Annotated in this window: 27 protein-coding genes, 1 tRNA gene and 1 other RNA gene; 21 read left to right on the forward strand and 8 right to left on the reverse strand. The window is 46.6% G+C overall.

The genetic code is table 11. The features are described 5' to 3' along the window. Positions 1-12 precede the first annotated feature (12 nt). From KB186_RS21890 to KB186_RS21900, 3 genes are all read right to left on the reverse strand, one after another. Positions 13-510, reverse strand: a complete 498-nt coding sequence (locus KB186_RS21890; protein WP_173612137.1) for a PTS sugar transporter subunit IIA — start codon at positions 508-510, stop codon at positions 13-15. Positions 511-639: 129 nt separating this feature from the next. Further along, complete coding sequence (gene glcT / locus KB186_RS21895) at positions 640-1,497, reverse strand: glucose PTS transporter transcription antiterminator GlcT (RefSeq protein ID WP_173612136.1); 858 nt, start codon at positions 1,495-1,497, stop codon at positions 640-642. A gap of 367 nt (positions 1,498-1,864) precedes the next feature. Continuing rightward, positions 1,865-2,362 (reverse strand): ribonuclease H-like YkuK family protein, encoded by a 498-nt coding sequence (locus KB186_RS21900; RefSeq protein WP_056496045.1) that lies wholly within the window; start codon positions 2,360-2,362, stop codon positions 1,865-1,867. Between the two features lie 184 nt (positions 2,363-2,546). On the opposite strand from KB186_RS21900, the gene tadA reads away from it, so the two are divergent. After that, a complete protein-coding gene (gene tadA / locus KB186_RS21905; protein WP_173612134.1) occupies positions 2,547-3,029 on the forward strand; it encodes a tRNA adenosine(34) deaminase TadA in 483 nt (160 codons plus the stop codon). A gap of 39 nt (positions 3,030-3,068) precedes the next feature. On the opposite strand, the gene KB186_RS21910 is transcribed toward tadA, so the two are convergent. Beyond that, positions 3,069-3,788: a pseudouridine synthase gene (locus KB186_RS21910; RefSeq protein ID WP_048035529.1), complete on the reverse strand. Its 720-nt coding sequence runs from the start codon at positions 3,786-3,788 to the stop codon at positions 3,069-3,071. 159 nt (positions 3,789-3,947) lie between these two features. On the opposite strand from KB186_RS21910, the gene KB186_RS21915 reads away from it, so the two are divergent. Both KB186_RS21915 and KB186_RS21920 read left to right on the forward strand, forming a co-directional pair. Beyond that, a tRNA-Ser gene (locus tag KB186_RS21915) sits at positions 3,948-4,036 on the forward strand. Positions 4,037-4,466: 430 nt separating this feature from the next. Then, a complete protein-coding gene (locus tag KB186_RS21920) occupies positions 4,467-6,215 on the forward strand; it encodes a methyl-accepting chemotaxis protein (protein WP_221868214.1) in 1,749 nt (582 codons plus the stop codon). 63 nt (positions 6,216-6,278) lie between these two features. On the opposite strand, the gene KB186_RS21925 is transcribed toward KB186_RS21920, so the two are convergent. Continuing rightward, complete coding sequence (locus tag KB186_RS21925; RefSeq protein WP_232774367.1) at positions 6,279-6,722, reverse strand: GNAT family N-acetyltransferase; 444 nt, start codon at positions 6,720-6,722, stop codon at positions 6,279-6,281. 168 nt (positions 6,723-6,890) lie between these two features. On the opposite strand from KB186_RS21925, the gene KB186_RS21930 reads away from it, so the two are divergent. Together KB186_RS21930 and KB186_RS21935 are read left to right on the forward strand one after the other, a co-directional pair. After that, positions 6,891-7,421, forward strand: coding sequence for an RNA polymerase sigma factor (locus KB186_RS21930; RefSeq protein WP_221868216.1), 531 nt, complete (start codon positions 6,891-6,893; stop codon positions 7,419-7,421). Continuing rightward, positions 7,405-8,706, forward strand: a complete 1,302-nt coding sequence (locus KB186_RS21935) for a penicillin-binding transpeptidase domain-containing protein (protein ID WP_232774368.1) — start codon at positions 7,405-7,407, stop codon at positions 8,704-8,706. The genes KB186_RS21930 and KB186_RS21935 overlap by 17 nt, the downstream gene beginning before the upstream one ends. Positions 8,707-8,786: 80 nt before the next feature. On the opposite strand, the gene KB186_RS21940 is transcribed toward KB186_RS21935, so the two are convergent. Next, positions 8,787-9,215, reverse strand: a complete 429-nt coding sequence (locus KB186_RS21940; RefSeq protein ID WP_173612129.1) for a DUF4275 family protein — start codon at positions 9,213-9,215, stop codon at positions 8,787-8,789. A gap of 176 nt (positions 9,216-9,391) precedes the next feature. On the opposite strand from KB186_RS21940, the gene KB186_RS21945 reads away from it, so the two are divergent. From KB186_RS21945 to KB186_RS21980, 8 genes are all read left to right on the forward strand, one after another. Continuing rightward, positions 9,392-9,973, forward strand: coding sequence for a sulfurtransferase TusA family protein (locus KB186_RS21945; protein WP_232774369.1), 582 nt, complete (start codon positions 9,392-9,394; stop codon positions 9,971-9,973). A 13-nt stretch (positions 9,974-9,986) separates the two neighbouring features. Next, on the forward strand, positions 9,987-11,138 hold the full coding sequence (locus tag KB186_RS21950) for an MBL fold metallo-hydrolase (protein WP_232774370.1): 1,152 nt from the start codon (positions 9,987-9,989) through the stop codon (positions 11,136-11,138). A 62-nt stretch (positions 11,139-11,200) separates the two neighbouring features. Beyond that, positions 11,201-11,425: a sulfurtransferase TusA family protein gene (locus KB186_RS21955; protein ID WP_173612126.1), complete on the forward strand. Its 225-nt coding sequence runs from the start codon at positions 11,201-11,203 to the stop codon at positions 11,423-11,425. A 339-nt stretch (positions 11,426-11,764) separates the two neighbouring features. Next, positions 11,765-12,553 carry a sulfite exporter TauE/SafE family protein gene (locus KB186_RS21960; protein WP_232774371.1) on the forward strand — a complete coding sequence of 263 codons (789 nt, stop codon included), beginning with the start codon at positions 11,765-11,767 and terminating at the stop codon, positions 12,551-12,553. Between the two features lie 84 nt (positions 12,554-12,637). Then, entirely contained in the window at positions 12,638-13,120 is a 483-nt protein-coding gene (locus KB186_RS21965) for a DsrE/DsrF/DrsH-like family protein (protein ID WP_232774372.1), read from the forward strand. Positions 13,121-13,209: 89 nt separating this feature from the next. Then, complete coding sequence (locus tag KB186_RS21970; RefSeq protein WP_173612124.1) at positions 13,210-13,476, forward strand: metal-sensitive transcriptional regulator; 267 nt, start codon at positions 13,210-13,212, stop codon at positions 13,474-13,476. A gap of 24 nt (positions 13,477-13,500) precedes the next feature. Next, positions 13,501-13,890 (forward strand): rhodanese-like domain-containing protein, encoded by a 390-nt coding sequence (locus KB186_RS21975; protein ID WP_221868221.1) that lies wholly within the window; start codon positions 13,501-13,503, stop codon positions 13,888-13,890. A 190-nt stretch (positions 13,891-14,080) separates the two neighbouring features. Next, positions 14,081-14,713: an NAD(P)-dependent oxidoreductase gene (locus KB186_RS21980; RefSeq protein ID WP_232774373.1), complete on the forward strand. Its 633-nt coding sequence runs from the start codon at positions 14,081-14,083 to the stop codon at positions 14,711-14,713. 81 nt (positions 14,714-14,794) lie between these two features. On the opposite strand, the gene KB186_RS21985 is transcribed toward KB186_RS21980, so the two are convergent. After that, complete coding sequence (locus tag KB186_RS21985; RefSeq protein ID WP_221868222.1) at positions 14,795-15,103, reverse strand: DUF4870 domain-containing protein; 309 nt, start codon at positions 15,101-15,103, stop codon at positions 14,795-14,797. A gap of 237 nt (positions 15,104-15,340) precedes the next feature. Here KB186_RS21985 and KB186_RS21990 point away from each other — a divergent pair, with 237 nt between their 5' ends. Continuing rightward, the gene (locus KB186_RS21990) at positions 15,341-15,940 is read left to right on the forward strand and encodes a class I SAM-dependent methyltransferase (protein WP_221868223.1); all 600 of its coding nucleotides are present in this window, start codon (positions 15,341-15,343) and stop codon (positions 15,938-15,940) included. 12 nt (positions 15,941-15,952) lie between these two features. Further along, a complete protein-coding gene (locus KB186_RS21995; protein WP_173612119.1) occupies positions 15,953-16,612 on the forward strand; it encodes a DedA family protein in 660 nt (219 codons plus the stop codon). A gap of 119 nt (positions 16,613-16,731) precedes the next feature. On the opposite strand, the gene KB186_RS22000 is transcribed toward KB186_RS21995, so the two are convergent. After that, the gene (locus KB186_RS22000; RefSeq protein ID WP_232774374.1) at positions 16,732-17,622 is read right to left on the reverse strand and encodes an EamA family transporter; all 891 of its coding nucleotides are present in this window, start codon (positions 17,620-17,622) and stop codon (positions 16,732-16,734) included. 213 nt (positions 17,623-17,835) lie between these two features. Here KB186_RS22000 and KB186_RS22005 point away from each other — a divergent pair, with 213 nt between their 5' ends. From KB186_RS22005 to recR, 6 genes are all read left to right on the forward strand, one after another. Then, positions 17,836-19,599: an HD-GYP domain-containing protein gene (locus KB186_RS22005; protein ID WP_173612117.1), complete on the forward strand. Its 1,764-nt coding sequence runs from the start codon at positions 17,836-17,838 to the stop codon at positions 19,597-19,599. A gap of 55 nt (positions 19,600-19,654) precedes the next feature. Further along, positions 19,655-19,919: signal recognition particle sRNA large type (ffs, locus tag KB186_RS22010), an RNA gene on the forward strand. 238 nt (positions 19,920-20,157) lie between these two features. Further along, positions 20,158-21,591: a PAS domain-containing sensor histidine kinase gene (locus KB186_RS22015; RefSeq protein ID WP_173612116.1), complete on the forward strand. Its 1,434-nt coding sequence runs from the start codon at positions 20,158-20,160 to the stop codon at positions 21,589-21,591. Positions 21,592-21,732: 141 nt separating this feature from the next. Beyond that, a complete protein-coding gene (dnaX, locus tag KB186_RS22020) occupies positions 21,733-23,430 on the forward strand; it encodes a DNA polymerase III subunit gamma/tau (RefSeq protein ID WP_173612115.1) in 1,698 nt (565 codons plus the stop codon). Positions 23,431-23,475: 45 nt separating this feature from the next. After that, positions 23,476-23,787, forward strand: coding sequence for a YbaB/EbfC family nucleoid-associated protein (locus KB186_RS22025; RefSeq protein WP_026134079.1), 312 nt, complete (start codon positions 23,476-23,478; stop codon positions 23,785-23,787). A gap of 28 nt (positions 23,788-23,815) precedes the next feature. Further along, positions 23,816-24,412: a recombination mediator RecR gene (recR, locus tag KB186_RS22030; protein WP_232774375.1), complete on the forward strand. Its 597-nt coding sequence runs from the start codon at positions 23,816-23,818 to the stop codon at positions 24,410-24,412. Positions 24,413-24,486: the final 74 nt, after the last annotated feature.

Genomic DNA, 24,486 nt, shown 5'->3' on the forward strand with positions numbered 1-24,486 from the left:
ATGCGCTTCGCTTTATTTTAAGACGACAGTCATCAGTGGCTCTTGACCTGCTTGCACAGTTGCTTTTGCCACTACGTTTTTTTCAGCAACCATTTCACCGTTTGTAATAACGATCGGTGTTACGATCGGACAACCCGCATCCTCCAGTACACTCTTGTCGAATTGGATGAGCTTGTCGCCAGCTTTTACTTGATCGCCAACAGAGACAAATGGGGTAAAGCCTTTCCCGTTTAATTTCACGGTGTCGATTCCAATATGCATCAATATCTCAAGACCACTTTCAGACGACAGCCCGATAGCATGGTGAGTAGGGAAAAGATGCGTTACCTTTCCATCGACAGGGGAGACGAGAGTGTCTGCGCTTGGCAGAATCGCTACACCATCACCGACGACTTTACCTGCGAACACAGGATCAGGAACCTCGGACAGAGGGAGTACGGTACCTGTTAATGGTGCAAGAAAGGTTACCTCTTGTTGTTGTTTTTTCCGGGAAAAAAGACTGCGTAGCATAGTATCCTCCTTTTGCGTCTGAACCAAAAAAGGCATGAGACGGTTGAATTCATACGACGACATACTTACTATGTCCGTATGATCTCACCGCTCATGCCTAGTCGAGCTAGTAACACGCAGGATTATGATTTAATTTTGTTGTAATAAGCGATAAAGGTGCAGAGCCATGTAACCAACCTCGTCTTCCGGTACAGCAATCTCGAGACGGGTGGAGATGTATTGAGCCAGCTCTGTTGCCAATTGATAGGCTTCTGGCATGGTCGTTTTGACTCGGTCCAGAAGCGGGTTCTTGATGAATTTTTGTTGACGGATGCGCTCAACGGCAAAGCGCAAATGGGTGATGAGACGAACGTAATCAATGGTACTGCGTTCAATCGTAATGGCTGTTCGCTCTTCAATCAGGCTTACCAACTCGGTGATGATGTTGGTGAATTGGACTGCCTTTTTTACTGGGACGTAGCTAATCGCGGAATGAATGTGCAAGGCCAGAAATCCGATTTCACTATCGGGAATGTCCAGGTCGAATGCGTTTTTGATCATATCCGCTGCCCGGTTCGCCAGTGCGTACTCCTTCGTGTACAGCGTCTGGATTTCGAACAAGAACGGATTCACGATCTCCATCCCGTTATTGAGCCGATAGATGGCAAACTGGATATGGTCAGGCAAGGCAACGTGGACGTGTTCGTTCAATTCTGGCGTGATCTCACTCGCAATGAGAGCGATGATTTCTTCCGCAATTCCTACGACAGCAGGATCTACTTGGCTCAGGATGTTCTGATACTGCTTCTGATGATTTTCATTTTCGAGCCTGAAGCGCTTTTCCACTCGCAAATCATGGGCGGGGATGGTATTCCCTGTTTTTGCACCAAATCCGATTCCTTTTCCGAACAGGACAATTTCTTGTCCAGATCCGGGTTCTTCCACGAGTACGACGTTATGGTTCAACACACGCGTAATAGCGTACGTTTTTTCCTTTTCACGGGACAATCCATTCCACCACCTTTAGATAGACAAAAACGGTCCATGACCGTTTTTGCTTACCGCAAGCGGTCACATCCAATTTAATGAAAAACGCCGATGAACCATGACGTTAATCAGAAAAAAGAGCCGAAAAAACCTTTTTAACAAGAAAAAGATCTTCTCGGCTCATGCCTGCATTACCAGTAACACGCCTTGTGAAAACGCTTCAATTAAAGCTTATAATAGCTCACGTCTCGTACATTGTCAATCACTCTGTGAACGGGAAAAACACGGCGGGCAGGAGAACCAGCAGCCTGTCCCGAATTGTTTGAACCGACAGGATAAGGGCAAAACAAAGCCAAGCGGACGCCTCATTAGCAATCCGCTCGCTTTGTCACTTGGTGTACTTGTCGGCAATCGTAGATGCACAGAAGGAGTTCGGTTTGATCTCGGCACGAAAGTGATTGGTTTCTGCTAAGCTCAACAAAGACTGGATAAACTTACGGGTAGGACCATTCGTGCCGATATCAAAATGCAGGCGGATGGGAGTATCTAAGTGGTGGTCCCGCAAATATTGGCGTACTTCTGTGGCAAGTCCGACTGCGTACATCGCTTCCTGAAATATACGCTGTTGCAAGGATGAGTACCGGCGTTCCTGAAATTTGTGATAAAAGAAGGTACCCCCATGCCCGGGACGGATCACTGTGATAACAAGGGCAAAAAAAGTCCCGCGGCTTTTTAATTGAGAGTCGGCCCCCACAATAATTTCAAATGGACCACCTATTGATGAGATGGTATGTTCGATGTGGGAAAACACTTCTTCTTTTGCCAGTAGACCTCTAGTCGGACTGTGAAAGCGATCAAATAACGTATTTGCAGAGGTTAAGCCCACTCACATCCCTCCAGAAAGAGGCTAACAATGATTTGCATACTTCTTCCTTACATCATTAATGTATGTAATCTCTCAGATAGTATGTGAACGGGTAGGGACAAAAACTTCTTGAATCCACTTTTTTGAGTAAAAGGGTCCGTTTGTTCGGGACGAAAGACTGTTTTTGAAGGAGCTTTAGGGAAACGTGATACAAGCAAATGAACATGATTATTATATGAAACAAGCCATGGAAGAGGCCCGGAAAGCGGCTGCGATTGGCGAGGTTCCGATCGGTGCGGTCATCGTGCGCGAAGGGGAAATCGTCGGTCGCGGCTACAACTTGCGGGAAACACAAAAAGACCCTACCTTGCACGCGGAATTGATCGCGATACGGGAGGCAAGTGAACGTTTGGGTGGATGGCGCTTGATTGGGTGTACGCTGTACGTGACGTTGGAGCCGTGTCCAATGTGTGCGGGTGCAATCGTTCAAAGCCGCATCGAACAGGTCGTGTATGGCGCTCGCGATCCGAAGGCGGGCTGTGCCGGGACATTAATGAACCTGCTTGAAGAACCGCGCTTCAACCATCAGGTGCCAGTCATAGAGGGCGTTCTTGCAGAGGAATGCGGGCAGATGCTCAAGGACTTCTTTCGTGGATTGCGCAAAAAAAGACAGCCGGTACAGGAATGACCGGGCTGTCTGGACAAACCGTCTGCATGCAGGCGGTTTTTATTTGTTTACATTTTGCAGCATGTGCAGCTCTTCCTCGGTCAGTTCGCGATACTCACCAGGGGCGAGTGACGGGTCAAGATGAAGGGGGCCCATACGAATCCGTTGCAGATAGGTGACCTGCAGGTCGAAGGCAGCAAACATCCGCTTTACCTGATGGAACTTTCCTTCCATGATGGTGACGCGAATCTCTGATGTTTCTCCCGAAGAGATAATTTCCAGCTTGGCCGGCAGGGTAGTGAAGTCCTCTAATTCCACGCCTTTGGCAAACTCCTGTACATGGTGCTCAGTGACCCGGCCATCGATGCGGGCAAAGTACTCCTTGTCCACTTTCTTTTTCGGGGACAAGAGGCTATGGGAGAGCTGACCGTCATTGGTCAAGAGCAAGAGACCCTCTGTGTCAATATCCAGTCGGCCCACCGGGTGCACCTTGATTGCCCACTCGTACGGGAGCAAGTCCACTACGGTTTCATGGACATTGTCCTCTGTAGCAGAAACGACTCCAGGCGGTTTGTTCAGCAAAACGTATACCCAGCGCTTAAAGTTTAGCGGTTCTCCATCCACAAGAATTTCTTGTTCCTCGGCAATGACATGCATCCCCGGGTCTGTTGCGACAACGCCGTCTACGACGATCAGTCGCTGTTTCACTAATGCTTTCACTTCCTTGCGCGTGCCGATTGCCATATTGGCCAGCACCTTGTCCAAACGTTCACGTTTCATATATGTTCCTCGCTTTTCTTCTGATCGGATACCAATCGTGTGTGCTGTTATTAGTTTGGCCTAATGAGCCGCGCAAATCAAGGGGCATGCAAAGGAATGACTCTTGCATTTTTGACTGTATTTTGCTATAGTAAGTAATGTTTCTGACAAACCAAATATGGAGAGATACCCAAGTGGTCATAAGGGGACGCACTCGAAATGCGTTAGGCGTCGTGAGGCGTGCGTGGGTTCGAATCCCACTCTCTCCGCTTAGATTCTTCGATAGAAGAGAATGAAGCATATTTTTGCCGATGAGGCGGAGATATGCTTCCATTTTTTTTTGGCAAGAATATACTTCAACATCAGCTCTGCCTGTATATAATGTTTCACAGAAAAAGGGGGTGTCTCTAAGTCGGAAAATCGACTTTTGAGATACCCTCTTTTTCATTCCAAAACCCTTGATCAATTCTTGAGTATACTGGTCTACATGGCTGAGCAGGAGGGTTTAACAATAATTACCCCTTACAGCCGTGTTGCAAAAGCATGAAGCAATTTTTAGTCGTACTTAAAGCCGTAGATTTTGTTAATGTATAAACAATAAAATTCGGTTTTCACTCTATACTTCATTGTGTTATATGACGATATATTAATTAGATATATTATATATTTTATTTATTTGTAGCTGGGGGAGTGGGGATTATGAGCGGCAAGTTGGGAAATGCAACAGGAAAAACAGGGCTTACACTTCGCACCAAATTACTGGCGGGGTTTCTTACAGTTGTTGCGCTCCTAGCATTTGTGAGTACATTTGCATTAAGCCAGATCAGAGATTTGACCATGATATCCGGGGATATCGATAAGTCATGGATGCCAGCGGTAACCCTGCTTGGCACGGTGAATGGAGACATTTCCGACGTGGAGCGTCTTGCGCTCAACATTATCGTTGAACAGAACGAGGAGGAGCTCACGAAGCAGAAGGAGGCTCTGGATCAACTGCTTGCCAAGATTGAGGATGAACGGAAACAACTGAAGACGCTTGTGTATGCCAGCAATGCGGAAGGCAGTGAGATTGTCAATCTGTTTGAAGAGTTTAACACCAAATACGATGCTTATTTGGAAAAAATGCCTGCGTTCGTGAAGTTGGGCAGAGAAAACAAATATGATGAGGCAAGTAAGTTACATAGCGCGGCCTACCCTTTGTGGTACACGGCCAATGATAATATTGTCAAATTAATCGATATATACAATGAGGGGGCCGGAAAGGTTAGTCAAAGCGCTTCGGAGCTTTCCCAGCAAGCGTTTGTCATCATTCTTGTGACTACTTTCGTAGCGGCGGCCATTGCGCTGCTTATCGCCTTCTTCATGGCACATATCATCTCAAAGCCAATCCAGCAAATAAATCAGGCCGCTGTCCGGATTGCGAGTGGCGATCTAACGGGCGAGACGATTGTGCTGCGTAACAAGGACGAGCTGGGCACCTTGGCGGCATCCTTCAACACGATGACGGCGAATCTGCGCGCTATGATTGAATCAGTAGCTACGACTTCTGAGCAAGTAGCAGCTTCGTCGGAAGAACTGTTAGCCAGCGCAGAGCAAAATGCGAAGGCATCCGAGCAAATTACCCTAACAGTGGAGGAATTGGCTACGGGTACCTCCGAGCAGGTGGATATTGTCAAGCGTTCCTCTCAGGCCATGGGCGAAATGGCTTTGGGTTCGGAACAGATCGCACAGTTGGCACAGAGCGTATCGATATCGGCCGTTGACGCAGCCAACCAGTCTGCGGAAGGAAATATGATCATCAAGTCAGCGGTCGAACAGATGAATACTGTCCGTAATTCTATCACATCCCTATCGGAGCTGGTTACGGGACTGGGAGAACGTTCGGCAGAGATCGGAACGATCACCGAGGTCATTAATAATTTGGCGAGTCAGACGAACCTGCTAGCACTGAATGCGGCGATTGAGGCCGCAAGAGCTGGAGAGCATGGCCGCGGCTTCGCTGTCGTTGCCGAAGAGGTTCGGAAACTGGCCGAGGAATCCTCATTGTCTGCGCAGCGCATTACTGACCTGGTGCAGCTGATCCAGAATGATACAAGGCAGGCGGTTGAGGCAGTCAAAATGAACAGCGACGAAACGCAAAGCGGCATGGAGATTGTCACAGCAGCTGGACAGGCATTTGAGAACATCTCGAATGCGGTCAACAAGGTCGCGGGCGAGATTCAGGAAGTATCCGCAGGCGCGGAACAGATGGCGGCAAGCACGGACGAGGTCGTCCATTACGTGGAGAAGATTTCAGCGATTGCGGAAGAAGCATCGGGCGGCGTGAATAACGTCTCTGCCGCTACGGAGCAGCAGCTGGCTTCCACGGAGGAGATCGCTTCGTCTGCGGGTTCCCTCTCCAAGATGGCTGAGGAGCTTCAGGAGCAGATTAACAAGTTCAAAGTATAGATTAAAACATTAGACTGCTTCTTCTGCTGCCCTGGGCGGCAGGAGAAGCGTTTTTTCATTAGCTTAGAACTTTTTTATAAAATTTTTCTGATCCTTTGTAAATCGATAGCCACGTCGTTCATAGAACCTGTGAGCATGTATGCGACTCGGGTGGGACAACAGTTTCATCCCAGAAAATCCATTCTTCTTTCCCCACTCTTCAAGATGTTCAATCAACATGCTACCTACACCTTGATTCCTATCCTTTTCTTTCACAACAAACCCTAGGACGTTTACGAAAGAGTCGGAAAAAAGCAATTCATAGGGACTTCCATGGATATATCCGATTACTTCGTTGTTTTGCTCACACACAAAGATGATGTCGTTTGTTTTCTTTGTGATGATTTCAATCTTCTCTTTTACTTTTTCTTCAGTAAATAGATGCAGATTCGGGTTAAAGTCTAGGTTTAACAAATAAATACCATGATAATCCGTGACCCTAATTTCTCGAATACTCTTTTCTTCCATTTTTGAACGCCTCCACTTGTTTGATAGCCAATTTCTATCGCCAAAAGGTGCTGTCCCCCGAGATAATAGCTCAAGTGGGCCGGCATTTTCTTTTTTATATCACAAAAACTGTAAGCAAATTTTAATTTTGCGTCTAATAAGATACAAACTTCATAAAGGAGCGTACGAATGGATTCCGATGACCGAATAGAGCGATGGTTCCAGCAATACGGAAATGATATTTACAATTACCTCGCGTATTTTACCGGACGTAGAGATGTCGAGGATTTAGTCCAGGAGGTTTTTACAAAGGCGCTTAAAGCCTTATCTGGCTATGAAGGAAGGGCACAGCCCAAGACATGGCTTCTGACTATCGCACGCCATGCAGCGATTGATTATAGGCGAAAGCAAAAAATGATGGACTGGTTCCCCGAAAACGTCCTCCGACTCCTCACTTCCAAAGAACGCACACCTGAGAAGGCATTGGTGTTAAAGGAACAATTGAAAGAAGTTTATGAAGCGATGAATCACCTCAAAAGCACGTATCGGGAGGTTCTCATCCTGCGGCTGATAGAGGGAATACCTACATCAGAGACAGCAGAAATCTTGGGCTGGAGTGAAGCAAAAGTCAGCACGACGCTCCATCGAGCTATCAAGGAATTGCAAAAACAAATGGGCAATAGCGGCAGGGAGGTCAATCTACATGACGCCATCTTTTGAAGAAAAAGAGATAAGCACAGTGCTGCAAGCATTTCCGTCGCTTCAGCTGGACGAGGACAAACGACGTGATATCGCGAGTCATATCCGTCGAGAAAGGGAGCTACTCGTACAAATGAAAAAGCGCAAAAAATATGCCAAGGTAATTGGAGGCGCATTTGCTTCCTTTGCTTTATTGTTTATCGCGTATCAGTGGATGCCCTCGGAGGCCGTGCCGAGCGCACAGCAGATGAATATAGAGGAGGATCAAAAGGCACAAGCCGCAGGACCGACATCCCAAACAGATAAGGTTCTGACCCTCGATTCACAAATTCAGGAGTATATAGAAGAAGCGATACATAAGACCAACAAAGCTTATCAGCCCGAAAATATGACGGTAATCGTTACCGATCCAAATACCGGAGAAATTCTTGGGATGAATCTGAAAAAACAGGATGCCAATGACCGGGTTCCAGACATAGTAAAAGCGAAACCAGATCCTGTGGCCGCATTTCCGATCGTGACGTTGGCGGCTGCTATTGAAGAGGGGAAGTATGAGGACAACGAGACTTACGAGTCTGGCACCTACGAGATTACCCCGGGCAAGTTTATAAAAGACCACAATAATGGTGCAGGGTGGGGGCAGATTACGTATTTAGAAGGTATCCAACGTTCTTCCAATGTTGCTTTTGCCAAGCTCAGTGAACAGATATCCAATCATTCGTTGCAGCAATATTATGAACGGTTCGGTTTTGGAGCGAAAACCGGCATCGAACAAATCAATGAACAGCCTGGAAAGATACCTAACATGGATACTCCCTATGATAAGGCAATGGCAGCTTATGGACTTGGGGGCTCTGCCTCTGCCATTCAACAAGTAGCTGCTGTCGGGGCCATCGCCAACGGGGGTGAATTGATGAAACCCCATGTCACGAGGGAGGAGCGGAATCACATTGACAAAGGGCGTCGAGTCATATCAGAAGAAACAGCCAAACAGGTTCGAGAAGTTTTAGAAGTGATAGTAAAAAACAAACCAGGCTCAGATACAGCCTTTTCCATAAAAGAATATGCAGTCGCTGGGCGCACAGGAATAGCAGAGAAACGCGACCAGCAAGGAAACATTATCGAAGGAAAATATACGTATTCGTTTATCGGATTTGCACCAAGCGATGATCCAAAGCTATTGGTTTACATAGCTGTTGATAACCCGAATACAGACCTCTGGGTAAAATTATGGGGACAAGAAATTGTTGCTCCCCCTTTCAAAGAGATCATGGTAAACAGTTTGCAGTATCTCCAACAACGATAATCAGCTCATCCATCCAAAAAGGAAGCATAACGCATACCCCTAAAGGTATCCGAATGCTTCCTCTCTTTGTTTCCCTCATCCTATTTCCTACAAAAATAAGGCCCACACCACTTGGTTTCATGGGTCTTCACATACGTCCACGTAAAGTCCTTATCCACGACGTACACATCGTATTCCTTTTCCAAGTCCGCGACAGAAAACCTCGCAGCATTTTCCAAGATCAGCACTTCGTTAGCAAGCTGGTAAAACACATAGTACGACTCATGGGCTACCTGCTGAAAGGCCTCATCCGCTTCCTCTCGTTCAAGACAATCCCTCAGCTTATTGCTGAATAAATGCCACAGATACCCCTGGTAGCCGTCTTTATTTTTGAGAAAAATCCTCTCTTTATCCTCTTCGGTCAGATGGCTCGCAAAATGCTTTTCCCATTCTTCCCGTAAGTATGGTCCCCAAATTGACAGCTCTGTTGTCTTCGTGTTCTTTTCCTTCATCCGGTCAGCTAGTTTCATTGGGCGCCTCCATGTTGGTACAAGTTCGTTTGTAAGAAGATACGTATGAAAGAGTGGGTCGGTCACGTTTCGACTATTGACAAAGAGAAACGAGGGGCATATTATAATACCCATAGGGGTATACGTATAAAATTGATCGATCACATTTCCATTCAAAAACGTAGGAGGTAGACAGCATGTCTGTACAATCGAATTTTTCTGCTGATAAAACAGTAGATTGCAAAGGGGTGGCATGTCCAATGCCTGTCGTACGCACAAAAAAAGCGATGGAAGAGATGTTACCGGGTCAAGTGATGGAGGTACAGGCGACGGATAAAGGGTCATTGGTTGACCTGAAGAGCTGGGCAACTAATACCGGGCATGAATTTTTGGGTACGGTTCAGGAAGGGAAAGTGTGGAAGCATTTCCTGCGAAAAGCGAGTACCCATGAGGTGAAAGAGGAGACGAATTTCTTGCGGACCATTTCTAATGAAGAACTGCAAAAAAAGCTGGAAGCCAACGAGAAGCTGACGCTCATTGATGTGCGAGAACCGGCGGAGTACGCTTTTCACCGCATTCCTATAGCCATTTCAATACCCCTGGGAGTATTAGAGCAGCGCTTGGATGAATTACAGCCCGATGACGACATTTACATCATCTGCCGATCTGGCAAGCGCAGCGACATGGCTTGTCAGTTGCTGGCCGAAAAAGGTTTTACCAATATCACCAATGTAGTACCGGGTATGTCTGGCTGGAATGGCCCGGCAGAAAAACAATAAGGGGGAGAGAAAGATGATGGAACAACAAACAGGCGTAAAGGCGATGACAGCACACGAGCTAACGCAGCTTCTTTTTGCGCAGGAGGAATTGTTTATTCTCGACGTTCGCAATACGAGCGATTACGAGAATTGGAGAATCGAAGGGCATCGAGTAGTGAGCATGAACATCCCTTACTTTGATTTGCTGGATGGGGTGGAGAGTGTTCTGGAGAAAATCCCTGTGAATCAAAAAGTGTTGGTCGTCTGTGCAAAAGAGGGCTCGTCCATTTTTGTCGCAGAGATGCTAGCAGAAGCGGGCATTGCAGACGTTTCTTACCTGCAAGGTGGAATGAAAGCGTGGAGTGAGCATCTGGAGCCAGTGAAGGTGGGAGACCTCCGTGATGGCGGTGCGATTTATCAGTTTGTCCGCATTGGAAAAGGCTGCTTGTCTTACATGGTCGTATCAGGAGGAGAAGCGGCTGTCGTCGATACATTGCGAATGACGGATGTGTACGAAGCATTTGCAGCCAAGCATCAATGGACGATCAAGCACACCATCGATACCCATCTGCATGCCGACCATATTTCCGGTGGAAAGAAGCTGGCAGATCAGCTCGATGCGTCGTATTGGCTTCCAGAAAAAGATGCGGAAGAAGTTACGTATTCCTATCGTAAGCTAGAGGAAGGGCAAGAAATCCAAGTGGGGGCAACCAAAATCGCGATCCTGCCGATCTATTCCCCCGGACATACCATCGGGAGTACGTCACTGATTGTCGATGATACGTTTTTTCTCACGGGAGACAGTTTGTTTGTCGCTTCGATCGGGCGCCCGGATTTGGCCGGGAAAGCAGAAGATTGGGTGGGAGACCTGCACAACACCTTGTATAATCGATATAAAGAGCTTCCCGAGCATTTACTCGTGTTGCCTGCTCATTTTGGCAGCTACACGGAGATTGGTTCGATGGGTGTCGTATCCGCCCGTTTGGGTGATTTGTATCGCAACAATCCAGGGCTAACGATTGGGGATGAAAGTGAATTCCGGCATATCGTTACGCATCATTTGCCGCCGCAGCCGAATGCGTATCAAGAGATTCGTCAAGTGAACATGGGGAAATTAAAACCGAGCGAAGAGGAACAACAAGAGATGGAAGTAGGGCCAAATCGCTGCGCCATTCACGATAAATAACGAAAAGGTAATTCAAAAAATCGTCTTTTGATCACGCGCTTATATAACAGGAGGAATGAAAAATGGCGGATCTTGTGGTAGATACAAAAGGTCTGGCTTGCCCGATGCCAATCGTCAAAGCCAAAAAAGCAATGGACGGAATGCAATCCGGTCAAACCATGGAAGTACTCTCGACAGACAAAGGCTCTTTGAACGACTTCACCGCTTGGGTCAAGCAAACCGGGAATGAGCTGGTTTCCCATGAGGTTGAGAACGGTGTGTACAAATTTTTGGTGAAAAAGCTGTAGGGAGACAGAAGCGAGCACTTTTGGACCAAGCCGCTAACGTTCGTTTAGTGCTCGCTTACTCCTGATTTTCATAAACGATACGTACGCCAAGGTGCGTATAGATTTCTTCTTTGTAGTGGCCATTTGGGCATTGCTTTTCACTGAACAAGGCATTTTTGTGTGAGCGCAAAGGTTCTTGGCAGGTGGGGCACCGATGCTGAAAAATGGATTTGAAAAAGCGGACCATTTAAATCACCTTATTCACAGTTATTTACTTGGGATTAATTTTACTTGATGCTGACTCGTTTGAAAAGAGGGTTGAGCATTCCGATGTGTTAGGTAGGAATGCGAGGAGGATATATGGACGTTTTGCTGCTTCTGCTCATGGTCTCTCTCGGTTTTGTCGGCTCCTTTTTTTCCGGATTGCTCGGGATTGGCGGAGCGATCATCAGCTATCCGATGCTTCTGTTTATCCCACCGGCACTAGGGGTGGCTCAGTTTTCCGCCCAGGAAGTTTCGGTGATATCGATGTTTCAAGTGTTTTTCGCGTCGCTGTCTGGCGTACTGGCTTTCCGCAAAAGAAACGGGAAAAACTCGCCCCTGATTCATAAAGGACTCGTCAGAGATATGGGGGGAAGCATCTTGGGGGGCAGCCTGATTGGTGCAGCTCTCTCCCAATACTTGTCGAATGAAAGCATCAATGTGGTGTACGGGATACTGGCGATCATCGCCGTGATTTTGATGCTCGTGAAAAATAGAGGGACAGAAGAGGCAGCAGGGGAAGTTGCGTATAACCGCTTCATTGCTGCTGGTGCAGCGTTTGCCGTAGGAATCGTATCTGGGATTGTCGGTGCAGGGGGAGCGTTCATCCTCATTCCGATCATGCTGACCGTGCTGAAAATACCTACGCGGGTGACGATTGCCTCATCTTTGGCTATTGTATTCATCTCCGCAATAGGTGGTGTGATCGGGAAGCTGTCGGGTGGGCAAATTCCGCTCTTGCCCGTTTTGTATACGGTCATCGGAAGTGTTTTGGGGGCGCCGGTGGGCAGTATGGTCAGCGCCAAGAGCGATGTGAGATATTTGCGTTATGGCCTGATTGTGCTGATCTGTGGAACGGCGATCAAGATTTGGAGTGACATTCTATAAGGAAAGATGCTTTTCTTGGCAAAAGCTTCTTTCGCTTATTTTTATACCTATACAAGTATAAGTATTTCTAAGGAGTGTTCTTACATGGAAAAACAAAAAGAAAAAACGACAATTGTGTTGTTTAGCGGTGACTTGGATAAAGCGATTGCGGCCTTTATTATTGCGAACGGAGCTGCGGCTTACGATCATGATGTCACGATCTTTTTCACCTTCTGGGGACTAAATACCATGCGCAAAGACGAGATCGTGAAGGTAGAAAAGGGTTTGCTTGAAAAAGCATTCGGTTGGATGATGCCAAGAGGCGCCAAGAAGCTCGGACTGTCTAAAATGAACATGATGGGCATGGGGCCAGAGATGATCAAGCATGTCATGAAAAAGCACAATGCCCTGACGCTTCCGCAACTCATCGAGCTGGCTCAGGAGCAGGGGGTGAAGCTGGTCGCTTGTACGATGACGATGGACTTGCTCGGCCTCAAGCAGGAAGAATTGCTGGACGGAATGGAGTATGCAGGTGTAGCTGCTTATTTGGGGGATGCGACACAGGCAAAAGTAAACCTGTTTATTTAAAACAGCTCACGTAGGCGCTTCGCTTGACATTGCCTGTATTTCGCATAAGATACCTGTATGTAAAGTAGTTCCAAGCAGGAGGAATTCATATGGATTACAACTACAGTGACGATATCAAAAGACGATTAAAACGAATCGAAGGACAAGTCCGCGGTGTACTGAAAATGATGGACGACCAGAAAAACTGCAAAGACGTAGTAGCACAGCTCTCTGCCGTTCGCAACGCTTCAGACAAGGCGATTGCCCAGATTGTAGCGGAAAACCTGCAACGCTGTTTGCTAGAGGAGCAGGCTACTGGGGGAGACACGAGCAAGCTGGTGAAAGAAGCCGTAGAGCTTTTGGTCAAGAGTCGCTAAACCGATTTTGGAGAGGAGCTTCCTATGAGTTTCACTACGATTCTTTTGCTGATCGCCTATGCGGTCATTATTTGGTATATCATCTCTCGCTTCGTTCCTGTGAAGGGATTGGAAAATCTCAAGTCAGATCAGTTCAAGGAACGGGTCAACCAAAAAAGCAGGGTACTCCTCATCGACGTACGTGAGCCGCACGAATACAAAGCGGGTCACATTCCATCAGCGGTGAACATCCCTTTGTCTCAGCTCGACCAACGTGCAAAAGAAATTTCCAGCAAAAACGATATATTGCTGTACTGCAGGAGCGGGATGCGTAGCAAGCAGGCAGCAAAAATTTTAAAGAAACACGGCATTCCGCAGATGGCCCATCTGCAAGGCGGGTTCATTACCTGGAATGGTCCGACGAAAAAGAAGTAACAGCTAGCACCTGGTGTAGGTTTGAATACCCAGGTGCTTTTTTACTGCGATAAAAAAACAGGGTTGACATTTCTTTTTGTTGTAACTAAAATGATTACAACAGGGCGATGCGACAAACGCCTATACTTTTTGAGAGTGTTGTAACTAATTAAGTTACATCAACAACATACAAAACGGAGGGAATATTATCATGAAAATTGCAATTGTAGCAGCAAGCGGTAAAGCAGGTAAGGTGATTATGAAAGAGGCGTTGGATCGTGGTCATCAAGTGACAGCGATTGTGCGTGATGCATCCAAAATCGAGCAAAAAGATGTAGCTGTGATTCAGAAAGATGTGTTTGACCTGACAGCCGCAGATTTGAACGGCTTTGACGTAGTCGTGAACGCTTTTGGCGCACCAGCAGGTCAAGAGCATCTGCACGTCGAGTCAGGGAAGGCACTGATTGAAGCGTTGAAGGGTGCTCCTTCTACACGTTTGCTCGTTGTAGGTGGTGCAGGCAGTTTGTTTGTTGATGAAGCCAAAACACTGCGCCTTGTAGAAACTCCTGATTTCCCTAAGGCTTACTTGGCAACTGCACAAAAGCATGGTGAGTACTTGCGTGTATTGGAAGAGTCAAACGGCATTCAATGGACGTATATCAGTCCATCTGCCTTTTTTGACCCAGCAGGGGAGAGAACAGGCGCGTACAGACTCGGAAAAGACCATCTGTTAGTGAACGCTAGCGGACAGAGCTATGTGAGCTATGCTGACTACGCAGTGGCGATGCTCGATGAAATCGAAAATCCGAAGCATCAAAATGAGCGCTTCACAGTAGGCTCCTAATCTCAATTGGAATTAGGCCCTACCTGAATACAAAGACCAGCTTCCTATTAAAGGATAGCTGGTCTTTGTTGTGTATCGAGATTATCGGCCAATCCCACCGACGAATGGGTAGGAAAACGGGCGTCCATTTAAGGAATAAATGATACCTTTAACCGGGTAGTAGATCGCCATCAGTCCAAACACAATTAGGAACGGAATCCCAATCAACAAGAAGGCGAAGAACCAGGAAATAGCGATAAGCACCGTCATAATGATGTGGAACACCAAAGCTTGCAGCGCCATATTTTTGGCGTCACGATTTTGTACGAGTAGCCAGACAAGAATGGGCACAAGGATCGGTGCAAAAAATGTGCTAGCGTGCGTGATGACTTTTACACCTCTATAATCCATAAATAAGTCCTCCTTGATTAGATGTAAAACTTGATCTACTGTCATTGTAACGTATAGAAATCACTCAAAAAACCATCATGAGCGTGATTATATACTCCGACTATAGACGGAGGAATTTTTATTTCCATTCGTTTACTGTTATAGTAGTAAGAAAATCTTTCGTTTTTGGTAGATAATTCGTAATGTTTTTTGGATATGATATTGGATAAGTAAGAACTGAGAAGGGAGTATATAGACATGATGATCGATTGCCATCATCCATCTAGCATGAAGGATCGGATGATGTTCTTCTATAATTTTTTGCGGTCACCTGGCCAAGTAGGCAGTATTACTCCTAGCTCCCGTGCGCTTTGTAAACAAATGGTTGCACCCATCGACTGGGAGCAAGCACATACAATTGTGGAATTAGGAGCGGGAACGGGGATTTTTACGAAGTGGATCGAGCAAAAGAAAAAAACCGAAGCCGTACTGGTATCCTTTGAAAAGGAGACCAAGATGCGCAAAAGGTTGGAACCACTATTTCCCGATGTACGATTCCACGAAGATGCGGTAGATTTGAATCGGGTTCTTACGGAAGCGGGGTTAGGTAAAGCCGACTGTATTTTGTCGGGATTGCCGTTTGCCAACTTCCCACAAGAGCTGCGCGATCAAATCATGGATCAGGTATATCATGCGCTAAAACCAGGCGGAGTATTTGTCGCCTTTCAATATTCGCTGCAAATGAAAAAGCAGCTTTCCTCTGTATTTGAGCAAGTATCGGTGAAAATGGTTCCATTGAATCTGCCACCTGCCTTTGTCTACATTTGCCGGAAGGATGATGGCAAGGGTGTCGGCTAGGAGGATTTTTAAATGATTGTCGATATGCTGTCCGAGTCTGTGGGTCAGTTTGGCTATTTTGCTCTTTTCTTTATGTTATGGCTAGGGATTGTTGGTATGCCGATTCCAGACGAGGTAATCGTGCTGTCTGCGGGAGTGCTGACCTCGATGGGGATTCTGCATGTTTTTCCTGCATTTATTGCGACCTATTTGGGGGTTGTGTCTGGGTTGTCATTGGGGTATGTGCTCGGGAGATGGCTAGGTGCACCTGCATTGAACTGGATTAGTCGAAAAAAAGGAATGAACAAGTACGTAGATCAAGCGCAGTCGCTGCTCGATCGTTACGGAAGCTACGCTCTCTGTATCAGCTATTTCTTTCCTGTCGTCAGGCATGTGGTTCCTTACTTGGTCGGGATCGGGAAAATGACGTTTCCACGGTACGCCCTGTTTTCGTACACAACCGGCTTTGTATGGACATTGATCTTGTTTTTGCTCGGTCATTTTATGGGAAACAAAGTGGAGATGCTTACTTCCTATGTGGCCTTATTGAATAATCGAACCGTCATTTTTTCTGTCTTAGGCGTACTGGTTCTCATTGCTGCTGCTTATTATGGATTTACTGTTTGGAGAAAACAAAAAAGCATGGCAACTGCGCCACAGCCTCTGATGATCGAGCGTGATCGAAAAGAGTAACCCGAATGGAATAATGATTGAAGTTAACAACCCTCTGCGTGGAGCAGAGGTTTTTTGCTTTTTATCATAAAAAACCCGTCCATATGTACGAGGCACAATGGATGGGCTTTGGACAACAATTATGAGGTAACCCTGTTTCTTCGAATGTTTCGCTGGCGCAGCCATTCCGGGAAGATGATTCCGAGTAAAATGATCACGACACCGCTCACTTGGAGTATAGAGACAGATTCATTCAGAATGACATAAGAGGAGAGCACAGCCATAGGTAGCTCAGCTGCTCCTAATATAGCTCCCATCCCCGGTCCGATGTGCGGCATACCATAATTGAAAAAAACCGTCGGGATGAAAATACCGAAGAAGGCGAGCAAAAATACGTATGGAAACAACCCGTCCAACAATGCTCCGTTGAATAGAAAAACGGGTGGGTAAATCAGGCTGGCCAACAAAACAGAGCCAGTCGCCATGCTGGAACTACGAATCCACGGATTAACAGCAATGGCGGTTTTCCCGCTGAACAAAATAAACAACGTAAAAGAGACGGCAGAGAGAAGACCGAATATGACACCCATGATATGAAATTGGGCCAATCCACCACTCTCAAAAATTCCCCCTGCAAGAAGGGTTCCTGTCAACAGCAAGAGGAGGGAAAAAATCGTCTCCTTTCCAGGCATCCTGTGAGTCATCACAGCTTCAACCAGTACGCCCATCCATGTGAACTGAAACAAAAGGACAATGGCGATCGAGGCTGGGATATATTGCAGGGCATTGTAGTACATAATTCCCGTCGAACCGACTGTCAGACCTACGACGATCAATAGTAGCAACTGGCGAAGGGGAGGCTTGGTCCGCAGGAAGAAAAGCGCGGGTATCCAGGTCAGCACAAAGCCCAAAAACATTTGCCCACCAATTACTTCTGCGGGGGAATAGCCTTGCTTGTAGGCAAGCTTTACGATGGTTGATAGTATGCCGTAACTACATGCTCCGAGAAAAACCAGGAGGATGTATCTCATCTGATGCATCTCCTCACATACGATAATAATTCTTAGCTAGAATATTACGACAGCGTCCGTTTGTCTATGGATGAAAAAGATTCCATTTTTGGTTCGAACAAAGGTTTACGATTGATCCCAGCGGGAAATAGTGAAGTGACACTATATAATCGTACCCACTACAAATGGTGTAGCTATAGGTTTGGTGAACAGCTTAGAAAAAGGGGGAGGCTTGTGTACCTAAAGTGGAGGGATCGATTGTTTTCCACATTTTTACTATTGATTCTGGGGCCTACTATTTTTATTTGCTTCCTTTTTTATGATCAAGCCAAAGAGGCAGTATTTGAGCTGTACAAGACGAATATGGATGCGAATATAGGGCTCGTCGATGAACGACTTCTGTCTCTTTTTCAGTCTATCCAAAAGGATACCGATGAATTGGCGATTAGGCTGACTGTGCGTGTAACAGATGGACCATCTTTTGTCGAAGGAAATAAAAATGGTATCCGGCGTGAATGGCCATCGCAGGAACAAGCCGTCCAAAATCTATTTGAGCGTTTCTCCCGCAATCAAAACGTGGTAGGCAATATTGTTTTTCTCGGTGAGGATGGAAGAGTTTTCTCCTTACACGAAGATAAGAGCTGGAGTGCGGATAATCAATTTATGGAACGAGAGCAATGGGGAACCGGAGAAAGCAGGGTAGATTTTCTTACCAAAAGGGAGCAAGAAAAGTATCCAAGATCATTTTTTCTCGAGAAGCGCCTGGAGAGTTCGAATCCAGAAGCTACGGGACTTTTATTGGTGGAAATCGATCTGGATAAACTGACTGACTGGATCCGTACCTACGTCGTTCCAAAAGAGTATGGCATGATGGTCCTTTCCCCCTCCCGAACCATTATGGTTCACACCGATAAAGCTATGATTGGAAATCATGTTTCGGGGCTTCCTCATTATGAAATGGTACGCAATCAGTGGGAACAATCCAATGAAAAAGGACTCTTTTCTTTGCTCATCGAAGGAAAAGACATTTACGTATACCGTCAAGTATCTGAAAAAAGCGGTGCTGCTTATTTTGAGTGGTTGCCGAGAGAGGGGATTAATGAACGATTACAACGATTGAACCTCATCTTTTTTTTCACCATTTTTATCGTTGTTTTATTTGCCTGTTATGTGGCTCATCGTTTATCAAAATGGATTGGTGAGCCGATCTATAGCTTGGTATCCGCTACTGACTCCTTGTTGAAAGGTGATTTTTCCATACGCGTCCCGATACAAGGGATGAAAGAAATAACGCTACTGGAGAATAAGTTCAACACTATGGCAGAACAAATGCATTCGTTAATTACCCGGGAGCGGGAGTATTCGCAACAGAGCCTGGATCAAATCGTTCGCAGCTTTTACTTAGCCGTAGAGATGAAGGACCCTTATACAGCAGGACATTCAGAACGAGTTACACACTATGCCCTTATCATTTACGATTATTTACAGCAACAGGAGCAGCTTGCCGTTTCACGAGATGATTTACGTTATGCTGGATTAATGCATGATATCGGTAAAGTAGCCATTCCTGATCACGTCCTTTTAAAAACAGGAAAGCTATCGCCTGACGAGTATGAATGCATGAAAACTCATTCCATCATCAGTGGAAAAATTGTGGAGCAGATAGAAAACCTGTCTCATATCAGTTCAGGAGTAAGGCATCATCATGAGCGATGGGATGGAAAAGGTTACCCGGATCAGCTCAAAGGAGAAGAAATCCCGCTGATCGGGCGTATTCTTGCCGTTGCAGATACGTTTGATGCGATGACATCTACACGTTCCTATCGCAAAGCCATATCAGCAAATGACGCATACGAAGAAATTCTGCGATGCCAAGAAACACAGTTCGACCCATCTATTGTTTCGATTTTTAAGAAGGCTTTTGAGGATGGAGCTATTCAGATAACACAATCGGCGGATTGCAAGGGAAGAGTTAGTAAGGATAGAGAGATTTCCTAGCACTGGATAGGTTTACTCCTTGCTATCGGCTACTAACTTTGGTATTCTAGTTCTACCGTGCTAGACGGGGAGGTTGCGGTGCCCTGTAACCTGCAATCCGCAATAGCAGGGTTGAATTCCTATCCTAGGTTTTCTTATGTGAGGCTGCCTTATGGCGGCGGTGTTGAGGAGCGGGTCCTGTGCAACGCGAACCCATGAATCTGGTCAGGTCCGGAAGGAAGCAGCCATAAGTGGATCATCGCGTGTGCCGCAGGGTAGCCTGTTCTGAGCTGCTACCATAAGTAACGCTCGGATAAGAATTATCGAAGATAGGTGCACGGTACTTATCACGAATGACAGGTAGCATGTTTCCGAAGGGAAGCATGCTATTTTTATTTATGTTTATTTTACGATCCAATTATTTTTTGTTGGAATTTGACGATAACTAGCGAAACATTTCCATGCTTTTCGTGTAGATAGAATGAAGGTTTTACGGGTATTTTCACGAATTTTCATAATAGGCGGAAAGGATTTCTTTCTTTCCTTTCAAAATACGTCATAGGCCAGGAGGGACAAGCTATGGGTGCACTTTCTTCGTTACATCTCGTTGGCTCGTCCGGTCGATTGCAGCGGTTCATGCATCAACTGCCTACTGCCGTTTTATTGGTGAATCAAGCGGGTAGTATCGTGGAGGTCAACGAACAACTGCTTCGTGTAACCGGATATTCACGCGATCAACTTGTCAATCAGCCTATCAGCTCTCTTCTTCCCCATCGAGGCTCCATAGAGCTCATGTATGAGGAATATTTGCGAAAGGAAGAAGAAGTGGGAACCAAAGGCGAGGTTGAACTGGAATGGTGTGATAAACAGGGAAGATGCAGGAGCACACCTGTCATGATCATGGCACAGCAAGCAGAAGAACTTCTGTACATGATTCATTTTCCCCAACTCCTAAAAGAAAGCGATCAGCTTTTGTCGCAGCGACTGCTGACCAAACTGACCTATGATACAAGCATGGGCTTGTTTATCCTCGACGAGAAATCGATCATTATCGAAGCCAGTCAAACTGCGTGCAAGCTGTTGGGTATGGAGAGACTGGACGTCATCAATAAGCACGTCGATCAAGTATTTAGCGGCATTCCCGAACCGCATCGGTTCATTAAAAAAGAACTGCTGGAAGGCGTAAAGCTGCAAAATGTCGCGACTTCCTGGACCAATGACAACCAACGCTATGAGCTGATTGTCGACGCCAATACACTCCAAGACGAGTCAGGGAAAACAGTGGGGGCGTTTATTCTTTTCAAAGACATAACAAACCTGCGATCCTTCGCCCAAAAGCTCGAGCGGAATGAACGCTTGGCGATGATCGGGCAAATTGCTGCTGGTACAGCACATGAGATTCGTAATCCACTCACCTCGATCAAAGGATTTCTGCAAATGTTCCTCAAGTCATTCGCTGACAGCGGCATGGAGCGGGAGAAAACGTACACCGAAATCATGCTCACCGAAATCAATCGCATCAATTCTTTAGTCAGTGAATTCCTACTATTGAGCAAGCCACGTAATATTCAATATTCCATGGTCGATTTAAATACCGTTTTTGAGGAAATTTTGCCGATCGTCGTGTCACAGGCGAATCTGTACGGAATTGATGTTCAGTTTGCCTCTTGCGGTAAGCTTCCAATGGTCGTCGGGGATAACGAGCTATTGAAGCAAGTGTTTATTAATATCTGCAAAAACGGAATAGAAGCAATGGGAGAGCAAGGGTCGCTTCGGATTTCCCATCATTTCGATCAGGATGGCGACAAAGTCAGTATCGATATTCACGATTCAGGTCCGGGCATCCCGCTTTACATTATTGATAAGATATTTGATCCGTTTTTTACGACAAAAGAGGAAGGGACTGGGCTCGGATTGTCTGTCTGCCAAAAAATCATTCACGATATTGGCGGTCAAATCCGTGTCTCCTCCAAAGGGTTTGGGACCACCTTCCATATCATGCTGCCGTATTAGGAGTAGAATGCGTCCCGCACAATTGTGAACGGGGCGTTTTTTAAGTGAGACTTGCCCGTTCACTTTGTATGAACGGTGGCAATCGTGTATACTGAATAGGATATAGAAGAGGACTGTGCAGATGGGGAGTGTCACACGAACATGGCTTATACCGCGCTATACCGCGTATACCGACCGCAGACTTTTCAAGACGTAGTCGGACAAGAGCATGTTACGACAACCTTGCGTAATGCTTTACGCGAAAATAGGCTGTCCCATGCCTATTTATTCAACGGTCCCCGAGGTACGGGAAAAACAAGTGCAGCCAAAATTATGGCGAAAGCAGTGAACTGCGAGCAGCCCATAGATGGTGAGCCATGCAATCAATGCGATACGTGTAGAGCCATATCCAACGGTTCTGTAACGGATGTGCTGGAAATCGACGCGGCATCCAATCGTGGTGTTGAAGAGATCCGCGACATTCGCGACAAAGTGAAATTTGCCCCGAGTGACGTCAGGTATAAAGTGTACATCATCGATGAAGTGCATATGCTGACGACAGAGGCATTTAACGCTTTGTTAAAAACCCTCGAAGAGCCGCCGTCCCACGTCATTTTTATTTTGGCGACGACAGAGCCACACAAGCTGCCAGCTACAATTATCTCTCGTTGCCAGCGCTTTGATTTTCACCGAATTCCTCTGAGAGTGATGGTCGATCTTTTGCAAAGGATTTGCCAATCACAAGGGGTGCAGGTGGAGGAGCAGGCCCTGCAGCTCGTAGCGAAGATGGCTGAAGGTGGAGCCCGTGACGCTCTTAGCTTGTTGGACCAAGCGATTAGCTATAGCAAGGACGAGGTTCGTGCTAGTGATATTATGCAGATTACGGGCACAGTTGCCCAATCTTACTTTTCTGTGCTTGCGCGACATATTGCCGAAAATGATATTGCGCAGGTCATGGAGCAATTTGATAAAGTCATGGTGCAAGGGAAAGACCCGGAGCAGTTCCTGCACGATTTCCTCTATTATTACCGCGATATGCTGTTATTGAAGACAGCGCCGCAGTTGGAAGAGATTGTCGAGCGGACCATGATTGATGATCAGTTTGCAGAGGTTGCAAAGCTGTACTCGTTTCCGGTGCTTTATGCAGCGATTGAGACCTGCAATCAGGCTTTGTCGCAATTAAAATGGTCGACCTATGCAAGGGTGCTGGTTGAACTGACGCTTGTCAAAATGTGCCAGCCTAATGCGAATGCGACGGAATCTATGGGAGCCTCACCCGTTAACAGCGAGGAACTGACCGCGATGTCCAATCGTATCCGCGTTTTGGAAGAGCGTTTGGTTCAAGTGATGCAAGGTCAGGTGAGCATTCCCGGCCAGCAAAAGGCCGAAGAAACGCGCAAGAACGAGCCAAGGCGCATAGCTGCGGCTTCTGGTGGTTCGCGAACCCCGATGAATAGAGTCAGGGAAGTCGCGAAGGCCATGGATGAGAATTTGACGAGACAGGTGCGCGGGCAGTGGAGTCAAATTTTGACCGAACTGAAAAAGATCAAGATTCAGTACCAGGCTTGGCTAGTCAATGGTCAACCGGTAGCTGCCGGCAATGAAGCTGTTGTCGTAACCTTCAACAGTGCCATCCATTGCGATAAGACGATGGAGGCAGAGCTTCGGAGCGTGATCGAGCGCGTTATGTCTACGGTGCTGGGCAGGCCCTTGCAGCTCTTGTCTGTCATGGAGGAAGAGTGGCAAAGTGTAGACCAGCAGGTTGGTCAAAAGGACGCTTCTGATGAGCCGGAAGAGGACCCATTTTTGGCGGAAGCCATCAAGCTCGTCGGAGAAGATCTTGTTGAAGTCAAAGACTAAATCATACAACCATAACCATTTAGGGAGGATACCTCAATGAAAAACATGCAGCAAATGCAACAAATGATGAAGCAAGTGAAAAAAATGCAGGAAGAAATGCAAAAAGCGCAAGAAGGCTTGAAAGAGAGAATCGTGGAAGGCTCTGCTGGTGGCGGTGCTATCACTGTGAAAATCGATGGACATAAACAAATCAAAGACATCGTGATCAAGCCGGAAGTAGTAGACCCTGAGGATGTAGAAATGCTGCAAGACCTGGTCCTCACTGCTGTGAACGATGCACTGCGCAAAGCCGATGAAATGGTAGGCAAGGAAATGGGCAAGTTTACCGGAGGCATGAACATCCCAGGCCTGTTCTAAAAATTGGGCAGGAAAAGAGGAGTAGGCGATGTTTTATCCAGAACCGGTCTCAAAGCTCATTGATGGTTTTATGAAATTGCCCGGCATCGGTCCCAAAACGGCTGGGCGGCTTGCCTTTTTTGTGCTCAATATGAAAGAGGACGACGTGCTTGATCTGGCAAAAGCATTGGTCAATGCCAAGCGTCAGCTTCATTATTGCTCGGTCTGCAACAATATTACCGATCTCGATCCATGTCATATTTGTCGAGACAAACGCCGTGACGGTTCAGTCATCTGTGTGGTGCAAGAGCCGCGTGACGTGGTAGCGATGGAGAAGACGAGAGAGTTTGAAGGGTATTATCACGTTTTGCACGGGGCAATTTCTCCTATGGATGGGATCGGTCCGGAAGATATTCGCATTCCTGACCTGTTGAAGCGCCTCAGTGATGAGCAGGTGAAGGAAGTCATTTTGGCGACCAATCCGAATATCGAAGGGGAAGCGACAGCGATGTACATTTCCCGGCTGATTAAACCTTTTGGCATTCGCGTGACGCGTATCGCCCATGGCTTGCCAGTCGGTGGAGATTTGGAGTACGCCGATGAAGTGACGCTGACCAAAGCATTGGAAGGCAGACGCGACCTGTAAAGGAAATTTTAAAAATACCATCCTAGAGTACGATATAGAGAGAAGAAGACGGGGGCTGCCTGTCTTTTTTTCGT

Origin of the sequence: Brevibacillus sp. AF8 (assembly GCF_021270385.1) — a bacterium.
Lineage (GTDB): Bacteria > Bacillota > Bacilli > Brevibacillales > Brevibacillaceae > Brevibacillus.